This is a genomic window from Roseivirga sp. (assembly GCF_965216855.1).
Lineage (GTDB): Bacteria > Bacteroidota > Bacteroidia > Cytophagales > Cyclobacteriaceae > Roseivirga.
In genome coordinates this window covers 797,086-811,520 of the sequence record NZ_OZ244204.1, presented here as the reverse complement: position 1 = coordinate 811,520, position 14,435 = coordinate 797,086, and the positions used below count along the sequence as shown (strand labels likewise).

8 protein-coding genes are annotated in these 14,435 nt (G+C 44.3%); 1 reads left to right on the top strand and 7 read right to left on the bottom strand.

The window, feature by feature from the left end:
* Positions 1–4: 4 nt before the first annotated feature.
* The 4 genes from ACOOEY_RS03530 to ACOOEY_RS03515 form a co-directional block, all read right to left on the bottom strand.
* On the bottom strand, positions 5–919 hold the full coding sequence (locus ACOOEY_RS03530) for a universal stress protein (RefSeq protein ID WP_420387295.1): 915 nt from the start codon (positions 917–919) through the stop codon (positions 5–7).
* Between the two features lie 101 nt (positions 920–1,020).
* Positions 1,021–2,100, bottom strand: coding sequence for an aminotransferase class V-fold PLP-dependent enzyme (locus ACOOEY_RS03525; protein ID WP_420387294.1), 1,080 nt, complete (start codon positions 2,098–2,100; stop codon positions 1,021–1,023).
* Entirely contained in the window at positions 2,093–3,286 is a 1,194-nt protein-coding gene (locus ACOOEY_RS03520; RefSeq protein WP_420387293.1) for an MFS transporter, read from the bottom strand. Before ACOOEY_RS03520 ends, ACOOEY_RS03525 begins: the two co-directional genes overlap by 8 nt.
* 425 nt (positions 3,287–3,711) lie before the next feature.
* Entirely contained in the window at positions 3,712–5,433 is a 1,722-nt protein-coding gene (locus ACOOEY_RS03515) for an amidohydrolase (protein ID WP_420387292.1), read from the bottom strand.
* A 179-nt stretch (positions 5,434–5,612) separates the two neighbouring features.
* Here ACOOEY_RS03515 and ACOOEY_RS03510 point away from each other — a divergent pair, with 179 nt between their 5' ends.
* Positions 5,613–8,165: a M14 family zinc carboxypeptidase gene (locus ACOOEY_RS03510; RefSeq protein WP_420387291.1), complete on the top strand. Its 2,553-nt coding sequence runs from the start codon at positions 5,613–5,615 to the stop codon at positions 8,163–8,165.
* Positions 8,166–8,238: 73 nt separating this feature from the next.
* Here ACOOEY_RS03510 and ACOOEY_RS03505 read toward each other — a convergent pair whose 3' ends face one another.
* From ACOOEY_RS03505 to dnaE, 3 genes are all read right to left on the bottom strand, one after another.
* Positions 8,239–9,552 carry a hypothetical protein gene (locus ACOOEY_RS03505; protein WP_420387290.1) on the bottom strand — a complete coding sequence of 438 codons (1,314 nt, stop codon included), beginning with the start codon at positions 9,550–9,552 and terminating at the stop codon, positions 8,239–8,241.
* 158 nt (positions 9,553–9,710) lie between these two features.
* Complete coding sequence (gene trxA, locus ACOOEY_RS03500) at positions 9,711–10,046, bottom strand: thioredoxin (protein ID WP_420387289.1); 336 nt, start codon at positions 10,044–10,046, stop codon at positions 9,711–9,713.
* Between the two features lie 94 nt (positions 10,047–10,140).
* The gene (gene dnaE / locus ACOOEY_RS03495; protein ID WP_420387288.1) at positions 10,141–14,433 is read right to left on the bottom strand and encodes a DNA polymerase III subunit alpha; all 4,293 of its coding nucleotides are present in this window, start codon (positions 14,431–14,433) and stop codon (positions 10,141–10,143) included.
* Positions 14,434–14,435 lie beyond the last annotated feature (2 nt).

The window sequence follows — 14,435 nt, the reverse complement described above, 5'->3', positions numbered from 1 at the left end:
TTTCTTAAATCTCTTTAATCAAATCCATAAATCCGGCATTTTGACCTTTGGGTCTTACTACCATCATTGGGATATCACTGTTGTATTGAATCAACTGCTCCGCACGGCTTCCAATGAAAAGAGCAGTTGTGGAGGTACGTCCTTTCACACCGATGAAGATAGCACTTGGCTTGTTCTCATGGGCGAAGTCAATAATATCAGTCACCGGGTTGTCATTGGTGTCCAATGAGTAAACGACCTCAAGGTCAACCCCTTCATGATCGATATCAGCCATAAATTTAGCGTAATCCTTTTCGGCATTGGCTTTCATCACCTCAGCGAACTCTTCATAGGTCTTGCCTGAGTAATGATATCCTCCAGGAACCGTGTAAACGTTCTGGCAGACTATCTTCACTCCATTATATTTTTTGGCAATCTTGATGGCCTCTTCCATGGCAATTTTAGAATGCTTGGAGAAGTCACAAGGAACATGGAGCATGTTTACTGTAGGCTGAGCATTTTCAGGAATGATGAAGAGATTACATGCGGCTCTTCTGGCCAGTCTGTTAGATAAAATACCTCCTCCGATAAAGCTCTTATGTCTGCCCATCATAATCAGGTCGATGTCGTTCTTTTCAACAAACCTGAGTATAGATTTAGAAGGAGCCCCTTCTTTTACATGGTAGTGCGAGATATTGATTAGCTTTTGTGACAGGGAATTCTTGACCAGGGTCTGAATTTTACTTTTTCTGTCTTCTACAGCTTTGTCTTTTATTTCAGGAAAATCCTTTAGCACATCATCAGGGATTTTCATCTCACTGATACTGTTGAAGAAATGGATCTCTTTTGTGTCGTTTGTGGTGGCAATAATCTCTAAGAACCTCAGCAGCGTCCTGTCAGCATCTGAAGTATCCATTAACACCATTATTTTATCTCTCACTGGCATAGTCTAGAAATTCGTTGCAAAATTAATATTTATGCAACACCCCATGTCAATAAAGATATAAATAAAATCAGCACCGATTTAAGAATCCGAAATGCTTAAAGCGCATTCAACTGATCTACCAGTAATTCAATCTGTTCTTTTGAGTGCGTAGGGAAGGAGGCAATTCTTATCTGTTTGCCTTTGTATGCTCCATAGCCATTTCCTATCACCAAACCTTTTGATTTCAATGCATCGATGATACCAGCAGAGCTTCCCTGCGTGTTGGCTACAGCTACTGTCTCAGATCTCAATGAGGCTTCTTCCACGAAAGGTGTCAAGAGTGGATGTTGCTCTATGGTATGGTAGAGCAAGGCCGACTTATATTTCGATTCTCTTCTTATGACATCCATGCCTTTTTCAAGCATATCGGCTGTTACCTTAGAGAGCAGATAAATGTTCAGGACATTGGCGGTGAAGGTGGTTTGTCCTTTGATCGCGTTTTTAATGAGGTTAGGTAGCGTCTGATATGAACCAATAGAGTACCCTTTGGACAGTTTTTCTTCAGCTTTGGCCATAGCCCTTGGACTAACAATCCAGACGCCCAGGCCTGCCGGAAGCCCAAAGCACTTCTGCACAGAGAAGTACGCGCTATCTATCTGACTGAAGTCAATATCGATAACCGGAAAAGCGGATACACCATCAACAGCAATGAGAGCTTCAGGTCTTGCCTTACGAATTTCATAGATTTCCTGAACGGGGAATGAAACCCCTGTAGAGGTTTCATTCAATGCCATGGTAATCAGTTCCGTGTCTTCTGGAATCAAAGCCGGATCCGTAGAGGGTAGTTTACCGAAGTCTGATTCCGCTTTTTCCGGTTTGTATTGCCAGTCTGAAGCGAAGTCGTAAAACCTGTTGGAGAAGGCTCCATAGCAGTAATGAAATGACTTCTCAATCAGTAGATTTTGTAATTGCCTTTCCCAGATTTCCGTGGCTGAGCTAAGGAAAACGATCTGATAGTCCTGTGGAATATTCATCAGGCTTTTCAGGTTTTCAACTGTGGTTCTGAAATAGTTTTCCGCCTGAGCACTTCTATGGTTGATTTCCATGACCTGCTCTTTTATGGCAGATTTAAGGTGCTCTTCAACAGTGAAATACAGGGCAGAAGGACCGGGGGTGAAGAATATTTTCTTAGGCATTGTTTTCCAGCGCTTTCATCAGTTCCAGGTGTTTGAAATAATGTTTTCTCACGAAGAGAAAATAGAACACCAATGGGAACAAAAGTATGATTCCGCAGATAAAAAACATCATGCTGATTCCATAATATTCAGCAACATAACCCAGGGCAATAGAGCCGGCACCAATGCCCAGGTCAACGGCTGAAAAGAAGGTGGCGTTGGCTGCTCCTCTTCTCTCAATCGGTACCATGTTGAGCGCCATGGTTTGTACGGTGGGCATGATGATGCCATTACCAAAACCAACGAGCACGCCCACGGCCATCAAGGGCCAGAAGCTATCGATATACCTGAGCCAGATCAGAGCGATTACCGTAACTGCCAGTCCGATGGTAACCAATACAGAAGGGCCTCTTTTATCCATAATCTTCCCCACTACAAGACGAACAATAGCTACTCCAATGGCCATGAAAATAAAGAAAAGGGCTCCTTGTTCAATCTTTAGCTCATCACTGTAAATGCGGATAAAGGAGATAATGGCAGCAAAAGGAAATGCCCCGGTGAACATCACCACTGCAATGCGATTTACTCTTTTATCAAACATTTTGGAGAGCTGTATCTTTGTTTCCCCTGTCTTTACTTTGGGCACTTTCACAAAGAAGACCAGTATAAGTGAGGCGAAGGCCACAATGGCTGATATGGTAAACAGGTTGAAGAAATTATTCTGACCCATGATCTGGTCGCCTCCATAAGGAGCCAGGGCGATGGCAAAGGTCATGGCCAGACCAAAGTAACCAATACCCTCTCCTCTGCGTGATTCGGGAATCAGATCGGCCGCAATGGTACTGCCCCCTGTTGTAATGGTTCCCCAGGTAAAGCCGTGCATTACACGAATGACGAGTAAAAGAAAGAAACTGGAAGCCAGATGGTAAGAGGCAGTGAGGATAGTAAAAAGAACCAGGGCCCAGATATAAACTGATCTTCGGCCATAGGCGTCTAATACATAACCACAGAAAGGCCTGATGATGAGGGCAGCTAATGCGTAGACACCTATGATATAACCTACCTGATTTTTATTGGCATCAAGTGCATTAACGGCATATATGGGTAAAGTGGGAAGTAAAAAGTAAAAGGCCGTAGCCATTAAAAAATAGGAGACAAAGTGAAGGAGGAAGTCCTTCGTGAGTATTGTGTCTTTTTGAGTCGTCAAGTGTATTGTCTTCAGTAAACTTGCAAGCTAAGAAAAAGCCATCGGAAAAGGCAAGACAAGCTTTGTGAATATCGTTAGGGGAGAAATATGGTCTTTTTCATTTTTATCGAAACTAAAGGCTTTCTATGTTTGTATCATACTAGGGTATAAAGAAATACCCATTTGAGCTTAGACCAGTTTTCGAACTTTACAATTCTAACTCAAATACCGGGTGAATCCCTCTCAAAACAAGGCCTCATCCCGAGCAATCGGGACCTCGTACTTAGTGCAGGATAACAGTGGACTGTTGCGAGTCTAAAGGATAGCCCAAATCTTGTCTTTAATAGAGGTTCGAAAAGACCTCTAGGTTCTTATGGGTTACATTAAAAAAGCCACTCAGCGAGTGGCTTTTTTAGTTGATATGAACTTTTCTGGTGAACTAATAATCAATCCATTTTATACACCACTTCGCCATTCACAATAGTCATAGTGGCTTTGGCTTGAAGGATTTCCTGCTCAGGAACAGTCATAATGTTCTTATCGAAGACGGTAAAATCAGCGGCCTTACCTACTTCAATAGAACCTTTGAAGTCTTCTTCGAACTCGGCATAGGCACCATCGAGGGTATAAGATTTCAAAGCCTGCGCTCTTGTCATGGCCTGGTCAGCTTCAAAGCCACCTTCAGGGAAACCCTCTAATGTCTTTCTCGACACAGAAGCATAGAATGATGGGAGAGGGTCTAATGGTTCTACAGGAGCATCAGTACCATTACATACTACAGCACCACTGTCCATTAGCTTCTGCCATACATAGGCCCCTTCTACAATTCTCTCTTCTCCCAGGCGGTCAATGGCCCAGGGACGGTCAGAACTCATGTGGATGGCCTGCATGGCTGCCACTATGTTCATCTCCCCAAAGCGGGCAATGTCTTCTTCGCTCAGGTGTTGAGCGTGCTCAATTCTAAAGCGCTGTGCTTTTCTGTCTACATCAGGATACTTATCGAAAGCGGCTTCATAACGATCAAGAATTTCGCGGTTGGCACGGTCGCCAATGGCATGAGAACATACCTGAAAACCGGAAGCCAGGGCTTTCTCTGAAACTTCTGTTACAGTTTCCATTGGAAGTGTTTCGTGACCGAAGTGACCTGGTCTGTCTGTATATTCCTCCAGCAACCAGGCTCCTCGCGGACCTAAGGCACCATCGCAGTTAAGTTTAATCGAGCGTACCGTTACGAAGTGATCAGGGTCGATCATCGGACCTTTTTCGTACCACTCTTCTAACAGTGAAGGCTGACGGCCTGTAAGCATGGTATAAGTTCTGATCTTCAACTTGCCCTGCTCTTTAAATCTAAGGAGCCTGTCGATATAGTCCTGCCCGGAGCCGGCATCATGAAAACTGGTAATGCCTAATCTCAGACATTCATCTATGGCCATTTGTAAAGCCTGTTCAGCTCTTTCTTCCGTTTCCTGAGGCACAAGACGGCCTACAATGGAAGAAGCTCTTTCTGTGAATACTCCTGTAGGGTTACCGAGTTCATCTTTAATGATTTCTCCTCCTTCAACTTCACCCTGAAGACTTTCTATACTGAGGTTGTTCACTCCGGCCAGTTCCATAGCTTTGGCATTGGCAAAGGCTGCATGCCCACTGGCATGTCTCAACCAAACCGGATTGTCGGGGCTTACTGCCGACAGCTGATCATGTGTTTGAAAGCCCTTAACCATATTGTCAGGTTTTTCAATCCACTTGTCCTGATGCCAGCCTCTTCCGGTAATCCATTCCCCCGGAGCAGCATTTTCAACGGCTTCTGCCACCTTTTCAACCAATTCGTCATAAGTCTTGACATACATCAGGTCGAGTTCCAGCTTGTTATATCCTACACCCATCATATGAGCATGTGATTCGATAAAGCCTGGGGTCATGGTCTGGCCATTCAGATCGATCATTTCAGTGTCATTGCCTTGAAACTTCATGATATCGGTCTGATTACCTACTGCCATGATTCTTCCGTCTTTCACAGCAACAGCTTCAACCTGAGGGGTATTTTCATCCACTGTATAAATGGAACCATTGAAGAAGATAGAATCTGCTTTCTCGCCTGAGGAACAAGCGGTAAAGACAAGAATCAGCCCGAGTAAAAGGCCTTTGAGTGTATTCTGTAGTCCGCGCATAGTTTTAGTTTGATTTCATTCAAAATCTACCACATTATTCATGACGGTGCAACGGGTTTTGCACAGATGGGAGCTGATTGGCCTTTGTTTCTCTCATACTGATGCCTCACTGACTTTCACTGGTGTAAAAAATCTATTGAGCTTGGCATGGTTTGCCATTGAACTGGTAACTTAAAAGCATGAAATTCAGAAACCTGTTAACGATATGCTGCGGATTAATGCTAACACTGACAGCTACCGCACAAACTGATTACTTCTTTCCCGAAGGCTCCCGATTTGATCCTTCCATACCCTCTCCTGAAAAATACCTGGGTTACCCCATTGGCACTATGCATACCCGACATGATGCCATAGTGGGTTATATGCGTGAGCTGGCCAGGGTGTCTGACCGAGCTAAGCTGGATACCATTGGGGAGACTTATGAACACAGGCAACTGGTTGTGTTGACTGTTACTTCGCCATCTAACCTGAATAACCTGGATGTGATTCGAAATGATCACCTGGAACTCGTTGATCCTTCAAAACATATTGAAGACTATGCAGATCATAAGTCGATCGTCCTGCTGGGCTATAATGTACATGGTAATGAGCCTTCCAGTTCCGAAGCCGCTATGCTTACGGCTTACTATTATGTAGCAGGACTGCATAATGAAGTGACCAATGCATTGGACGAGGCGGTGTTAATGATTGACCCGGCTTTCAATCCTGATGGCCGCGACAGACATACCACTTGGGCCAATGCTTATAAGGCTGATCCTTTAGTTTCAGACCCAAGCGATGCTGAGCACAATGAGGCCTGGCCGGGCGGCAGAACCAATCATTATTGGTATGATCTTAACCGTGACTGGTTGCCATTGGCTCATGTTGAAAGTCAGGCACGTATTGATTTCTATCACAAGTGGTATCCGAATGTGGTGACCGATTTTCACGAAATGGGTACTAACTCAACCTACTTCTTTGAGCCTACTAAACCGTATGGATCGGAGAACCCTGTGGTGCCAAGAGATAATTATGATGGACTGAATAACCTGTTTGCCGGCTATTTCCATGAGGCGCTGGATGAGATTGGCTCATTATACTTTACTAAAGAGAGCTACGATAATAGCTATCCGGGATACGGTTCAACCTACCCTGATATTCATGGTGCGCTGGGACTTGTTTTTGAACAGGCTTCTTCCAGAGGGCACCTGCAGGATTCCAGAATGGGTAAGGTAGCGTTTGCCTTTACCATTAAGAACCATTTGACTTCCAGCATGGCCACAGTCAGGGCCTCAGTGGCAGAGAAAAATACCCTATTGGCTCATATGGAAAATTACTTCGAGTCAGCCTATAAAGAAGGTCAGCAGGCCGGAGGAGGCTGGGTATTTGGAGACCCTTCTGATGATGGCAGAAATCAGGCTTTCATTGATCTCTTGTTGAGGCATCAGATCAAAACAGTGGCACTCAATGAAGACATTAGCCTGGGAGGCAAGACTTTCAAAAGAGGAAAAGCCTTTTATGTGCCGAATACTCAGAAGCAGTATCGTATGGTGAGAACCATGTTTGAAAAGGTGACCACTTTCTACGATAGTATTTTTTATGACGCTTCTTCCTGGACGGCTGCATTGAGTTATAACATGCCTTATAGCAGATACACCGGGAAAAATGATTTGACGGGCCCTGAACTTCAACGAGGAGATTTACTGGGTACTTATGAAAGTGTATTAAAATCGAATTATGCTTACCTGATTGAATGGGATGAATATTATGCTCCAAAGGCATTGTATTACCTGTTAGAAAAAGGCCTTTATGTGAACTCTGCCTTCAAGAAGTTTGGTATTGAAACAACAGAAGGGGTTAAAGATTTTGGTTATGGTACCTTAATGATTCCTGTTGGCAGGCAGGAGGTGAATGCTGATCTGGTTAAGGCCTATGTAGAAGAGGCTACAGAATTGGCGGGCATTAAAGCCTATTCAGTGGAAACTGGCTTCAGTACTTCCGGAATAGATTTAGGTAGTGGTAATTTTCAGACGATAGAGAAGCCAAGGGTCCTTATGCTTATTGGCCCCGGAACCAGTAGCTATGAGGCTGGTGAAGTCTGGCATTTGCTGGACTCCAAAGTTGGAATGCCTGTTACCAAGGTCTGGACAGATAATGCGAACAGAATTGACTGGAGTAAGTACAATACGCTGGTCTTAGTTTCGGGCAATTATTCATCTCTGGGTGAAAATACACTTGACCGTATGAAGCAATGGGTGAGAGAAGGTGGAACCGTTATAACCATCAGAAGTGCAACCAGTTGGGCTGTCTCTTCCAAGTTTGTGAATGAGAAATTCGGTGAAAGGCCTGAACGCGATACACCGGAAAGAATGGATTATGTGACTGCTGGTGACTTCAGAGGTTCAAATGCGATAGGAGGGTCCATGTATATGGCCGATGTAGATATTACTCACCCTCTTGCTTTTGGCTATACGAGTAGGGAGTTACCGGTTTACAGAAACCACTCTATTTTCCTTGCGCCAAGTTCCGATCCATTCAGCACGGTGGTGAAGTATACTGAAAGTCCATTGCTGGGAGGTTATGTTAACCAGGAGAATCTTGAAGCCTTAGGAGGTACTGCTTCATTAATAGTGAGTGGAATAGGCCGAGGCAATGTGATAATGTTTGCCGATAACCCTAATTTCCGAGGCATGTGGTATGGAACCAATAAGTTGTTCCTGAATGCTATTTTCCTGGGAAGAATGGCCCGATAGAGTGAAATAGGTTAATCAGAAAACAGAAAACGGTATTGACTGTTTTCTGTTTTCTGATGACTAACTACTATCCTTAGATAGAAACCTGCAACTGAATCACCGTCATTCCCTTTCTATCCGTGCTTACCAGTTCATTGGCTTGATTCTGATTGAAAACAGGTCGGCTTTGGTAGTTTAAAGAGACTTTGGTGGCGTGACCACTGATTAGCCAGTTCATTCCTACTTCATACATTACCATGGTATCATCCAGTAAATCAAGGGTAGCAGTTTGGGTGGCCACATAAGGTTGGAGTGTTCCCATACTACCCAACAGATCTTGCTTCATGAGGTAACCGAACTGCACATAGCTCAATGTTCCGGTACCATTGATCGGGAATGCATTTCCTGCTCCATTGAATGAAGCTCCCGCTCCAAGTCCGTTCACAGGGTTCATTACCCCCAGGTTTCTGACATAGTTTTTACCATAGTCATTTGAACTGATCGCGGCATAGGCCGTTATGGCTGTATGGAGTGACGGGTCCAGTACTTTATCATAGAAAATGTCTATTCCGAATAGTGCCAGATTCTCACGAATGATGGTGTTTCCATTGTCTTCTGAATGCCACATAGCATCTTTTTGAAAGAGAAAACCAGCACCAATGTTGAACACATTCTTTTTGCCCAGATAGGTCCCTGTATGGTAAGGGGTCAGGTTTGATTCCGAATCCAGAAATTCATACTTGAAATAACCTTGTGACTGAAGGTTGGAGGTGCCTGGAGCGAACAAAGAGTTGGCAGTAACTGTGGTTCCCTGAACAGGAGACTGTGAAATACTCAGAGGCTTAGACAGTCCAAATCGATAGTCTACTTTTCCCAATTTACCTTTAGCATAAACGCTATATTTCCTGACAAACTGGTCGCTGATATCGTTGGTGGATTGTTGGTATAATGGGGCGTCCATGGTTAGAATGCTGCCAATTGAAGGAGAGGAGTATCTTAGAAAACCAACCCAGCCGGTTAGTCCTGCTCCAACAGATAGTTTTTCTTTTGCCAGCTCGATTTCACCAATAGCATCATGGAAGAATAGCCCTTGCTTTCTCGGGCCGATATAGCTCAGGTTGTTCTGGCCAAACTGGGTATAGAAGAAGATGCGATCTGATATTTTACCGAAGATTTGAATTCTCGTTCTTCTGAGTCCTATGTCGAAAGTATTGTCTTCAGCAGCGCCATCTACAAAAGAACCCGGGTTGTTTTGATTCCATCGAACCCATGTTTGATTGAGGAAGGTGGCTTTGACATACTGGCTGCCATCATCATTGAGTTTAAATCGTAATTCTTTGTTTTGGGCATTGGCCTGAAAAGCCATTGTGCAGAGTGTAATCAGAAAAAGGGTGAAAATTCTTTTCATTAAATAGGAGGTTCTCTTTTTTAAACTTCCTCAATAATAACGGATTTCTGATAGACGCCCTTGGAAGGGTACGATAAGTGGCCGATGGACAAAAGAAAACCCTGACTCCTTAGAGGAATCAGGGTTAGTTTATAAATGATTTTATGATTAAAAGCCTATTAGGCTTCTGTACCAATATGATTTTCAAGTTTGTTAGTCAACACAGCTTTCGGAACAGCACCGATTTGCTGATCAACCACTTCACCATTTTTGAAGAACAACAAAGCAGGAATTGATCGGATACCATATTTAATAGACAGGTTTTGGTTGGCATCTACATCTATCTTACCAACTACTGCTTTATCAGCATATTCACCTGCAATTTCTTCTACTACTGGTCCAACCATACGACAAGGTCCACACCACTCTGCCCAAAAATCTACCAACACTGGCTTGTCTGAATTCAATACAACTTCCTCGAAGTTTGACTCATTTAGTTCTACTGCTTTTCCCATTTATATTCTGTTTGTTTTTATCAGTTGCTACACGGAACAGACATCAAAAGTAATTAAAAAGTTCCGAATGAAAATTGCTGAAGTCAGTTATACGTCAAGCGGTTATCAAATGCGCACCGTCAGTATGAGTCTTCAGAGATTTAATTAAATCCCTGTTAGCATCAATTTTAACTTTCCTCGAAATCAGCTCGACATTGATATTTTCATCTCTGTCGAATAGCTCTACTCTTAACATGGTATCGCCCTCATGTGTTTCGGTCAATTCCATTATGGTTTCAATTAAAGCCTGATCTACCATTCTGGCATTGATTTTTACATGAATGCCCTTACCCATTTTTTCACGCAGTTCACTGAGTAGTGAAATGCTGGCTACCTGCAGCTCCCAGTCTTCAGGAGTAGGGTTAATGGCAGGGTTTTCCTGTATTTCCTTCTTCTTTCTCCAGTTGAGTTCAACTCTCCCGCGGATGAAAAGAAACTCTCCTGGTCTTAGATAAGCGGCATTGTTAATGAATTTTTCACCCATCAGAAATAACTCTGTGGCGCCATTATAGTCTTCAATATGAACAATGCCGAAAGGCTTCCCTCTTTTGGTCTGACCGTTTCTTACCGAGTTCACAATTCCTCCAATGGCAATGTCCTGGTTAGGGTACTTATTGACATCAGAAATAGGTTTACAGAAAGAATCCAGCTCAATCTCAAACTGATCCAGTGGGTGCCCGGAAACATAGAATCCAATGACCTCTTTTTCCAGCTTGAGCTTTTCCATCTGGCTGAATGGCTCAATATCGGGTACTTTAGGCAGCGGGGTAGCCACATTACTTTCACCTCCAAAGAGCGATACCTGGGCGGCATTTTTCTCTGCCTGCATGGCATTGGCATAACGTACGACCTTTTCAATCAGGGTTTGCTCTCCCTCTTCAGCTACCAGATACTGGCGTCTGTGATAGGCCTCAAAGCAATCGAAACCTCCGGCCTGAGCCAGAGCTTCGAAGTTCTTTTTGTTCACGGCCCGAAGGTTTACCCTTTCTGCAAAGTCGAAGATGTTTTGGTAAGGCCCGTTTTCCTTACGCTCTTCCACAATGGATTCAATGGCCGATTCTCCCACACCTTTGATGGCACCCATACCAAAGCGGATTTCTCCTTTTTGGTTCACTGTGAACTTATAGTTCGATTCGTTGACATCCGGCCCAAGTACAGGTACGCCCATGCGCTTACATTCCTCCATAAAGAAGGTCACCTGCTTAATATCGTTCATGTTGTTGCTGAGTACGGAGGCCATATACTCGGCAGGATAATGCGCTTTCAGGTAGGCCGTTTGAAAGGCTACATAGGCATAACAGGTGGAGTGAGACTTGTTAAAGGCATAAGAGGCAAAGGCTTCCCAGTCGCGCCAGATTTTTTCCAGTTTATCTTCTGCATGGCCTTTCTCTTTGGCCTGTTCGACAAACTTGGGCTTCATCTTATCGAGTACCGCCCTTTGTTTCTTACCCATGGCTTTACGAAGCACATCGGCCTCACCTTTGGTAAAGCCTGCCAGCTTTTGAGATAAAAGCATTACCTGCTCCTGGTAGACCGTAATACCATAGGTTTCGGCCAGGTATTCCTCCATGTCAGGTAAGTCATAGGTGATGGGTTCATCACCATGTTTTCTGCGGATAAATGAAGGGATATATTCCAGCGGGCCGGGTCTGTAGAGGGCGTTCATAGCAATCAGGTCGGCAAACTCTGTGGGTTTGAGCTCCTTCATGTACTTCTGCATACCGGCAGATTCGTATTGGAAAATCCCTACCGTTTCACCGCGCTGGAAAAGCTCATAGGTTTTCTCATCGTCCAGAGGGAAATCGTCTGGTACCAGGTCTACATTGTGTCTTTCCTTCACATTTCGAACCGCATCCTTGATCAGGGTGAGGGTCTTAAGTCCGAGAAAGTCCATTTTCAGTAGACCTGCACTTTCTACCACCGAGTTATCGAACTGCGTACACCACATGTCCGAGTCTTTGGCCGTAGCTACCGGGGCAAATTTGGTGATATCGTCAGGCGTAATAATTACCCCACAGGCATGTATTCCCGTATTTCGAACCGAACCTTCAATTACCCGGGCCTGATTTACCGTTTTGGCTTCAAGGTTCTGGCCTTCGGCTATTTTTCTAAGTTCCTGAGCCAGTGGTACCTGTTCTGACCTGAGGTTGTCTCTAAGGTCTTTCTCAGTCCACTTGAATAGTTTCTGGAGCTTGGTGTCAGGCACCAGTTTGGCTACCCTGTCGGCATCAGGAAGGGGCAGCTCCAATACCCTGGCGGTGTCTCTGATGGAAGACTTAGCAGCCATGGTACCATAGGTAATGATCTGAGCTACCTGGTTCTTGCCATACTTGTCGATTACATAGTCAATAACCCGTTGGCGACCTTCATCATCAAAGTCAATATCAATATCGGGAAGTGATACACGGTCCGGATTCAGGAAACGCTCAAAAAGGAGATCGTACTTAATAGGATCTACATTGGTAATGCCTATACAGTAGGCCACTGCAGATCCTGCTGCCGATCCCCGTCCCGGACCTACAGAAACATCCAGCTCCTTGGCCTTATTGGTAAAGTCCTGAACAATTAGAAAGTAACCGGGGTATCCCGTTCTTTCAATGGTGGCTAACTCAAAGTCTAGCCGTTCGCGAATATCATCGGTGATTTCACCATATCGGGCTTCAGCTCCCTGATAAGTGAGATGTCTGAGGTATGCATTTTCTCCCCTTTTTCCACCGTCTTGTGCATCTTCTTCGTGCTGAAACTGCTCTGGTATTTCAAATTTGGGGAGGAGAACGTCTCTGGCCAGTTCGTAGGACTCGACTTTCTCTACAATTTCATTGGTATTGCTAATGGCATCAGGGATGTCGGAGAAGAGCTTCTTCATCTCATCCTGAGGTTTGATGTAGAATTCATCATTAGGGAAGCCATATCTGAATTCCCTGCCTCTTTTGCCTATATACTTCTTTGGTTTATTGACTGATTCAGCATCCTTGACACACAGCAGAACGTCATGAGCGGTTGACTGATCTTTAGTCGTGTAGTAGGTATTATTGGCGGCTACATATTTAACATCATGCTTTTTACAAAGCTGAAGGAGTATGTCGTTCACGTGGTCTTCTTCCGGAATTCCATGACGGTTAATTTCAGCATAGAAATCTTCACCAAAGTTTTCTTTCCACCAGACAAAAGCTTCCTCTGCCTGAGTTTCACCTACGTTCAGAATCTTATAAGGTACTTCTCCCCACAGACCACCTGTAAGAACAATCAGGTCGTCCTTGTATTGAAGTAAGTCATTTTTATCAATTCTGGGTACGTAATAGAAACCCTCGGTAAAGGCGATGGAAGAGAGTTTTACCAGATTGTGGTAGCCCTTTCTATTTTTGGCTAGTATGACGGTTTGAAAACCATTGTCTTGCACACTTTTATTGGTGCGATCTGCACAGATATTGAATTCACAACCTACAATGGGTTTGATCTCTGCTGCCAGGGCTGCGCTAACGAATTGAAAGGCGCCCATCATATTACCATGATCAGTCAGGGCTACTGAAGGCATACCCATCTCCTTCACAGCATTAACCAGGCTGTGAATGTCTGTTACGGCCTGAAGGATGGAGAATTGAGAGTGAACGTGTAAGTGGGAGAAAGGTACTTCCTCCAGTTCATTCAGTCCTTCCTTGTCGACTTTGGTATGGTCTATCTGAGGGCCCGAAGTGTCTTGCTTGGCAAAGTTAGCAGCGTCCAGCTCAGGAGCCTCGTAAATGACTTCGTGCAGCTTGATTCCTGGTGCAGGGGGAACAACCCCTTCTTTGATCAACCCAAAGAAACAGCGTGCAGTAGCGTCTACGTCATAGGCAGCATCGTGTGCATCGTCAAAGCCTTTCCCAAAAAGTTTTTGGTGTAATTCCGTTAGCGTTGGCCATTTGAACTGACCGCCACGGCCACCCGGAATAGCACAGAAATCGGTAGATACCAGCTTGGTATCGAGTGGTCCCAGTTTTTCAAGAGGGTTGCTTAAACCTGCCCTCAGGAATTCGGAGCCAACAATGTTATAATCAAACTCGATATTATGACCAATACCGAATTCGGCTTCCTGCATGTCTTTTTCAAACATGCCGAGGACTTCCTTAATATCAAGCCCTTCTTCCAGTGCTCTTTCAGTCGTGATACCGTGAATTTGCACTGAGTTGTAGGGAATGGTAAATCCTTCAGGTTTAACGATCAGGTTTCTATCTACCAGAAGGTTACCTCTCATATCGTGCAACTGCCAGGCAATTTGTACCAGGCGTGGCCAGTTGTCAAAGTCCGTTAACGGAGCATTATAGTTCTGAGGTAAACCTGTGGTTTCGGTATCAAATATCAGATACATAG

What these genes read in the sequence shown, in the direction of transcription:
- ACOOEY_RS03525 (WP_420387294.1), bottom strand. Translation starts at nt 2,100, where the DNA reads ATGCCTAAGAAAATATTCTTCACCCCCGGTCCTTCTGCCCTGTATTTC.
- ACOOEY_RS03515 (WP_420387292.1), bottom strand. Translation starts at nt 5,433, where the DNA reads ATGCGCGGACTACAGAATACACTCAAAGGCCTTTTACTCGGGCTGATT.
- ACOOEY_RS03510 (WP_420387291.1), top strand. Translation starts at nt 5,613, where the DNA reads ATGAAATTCAGAAACCTGTTAACGATATGCTGCGGATTAATGCTAACA.
- ACOOEY_RS03505 (WP_420387290.1), bottom strand. Translation starts at nt 9,552, where the DNA reads ATGAAAAGAATTTTCACCCTTTTTCTGATTACACTCTGCACAATGGCT.
- trxA (WP_420387289.1), bottom strand. Translation starts at nt 10,046, where the DNA reads ATGGGAAAAGCAGTAGAACTAAATGAGTCAAACTTCGAGGAAGTTGTA.
- dnaE (WP_420387288.1), bottom strand. Translation starts at nt 14,433, where the DNA reads ATGTATCTGATATTTGATACCGAAACCACAGGTTTACCTCAGAACTAT.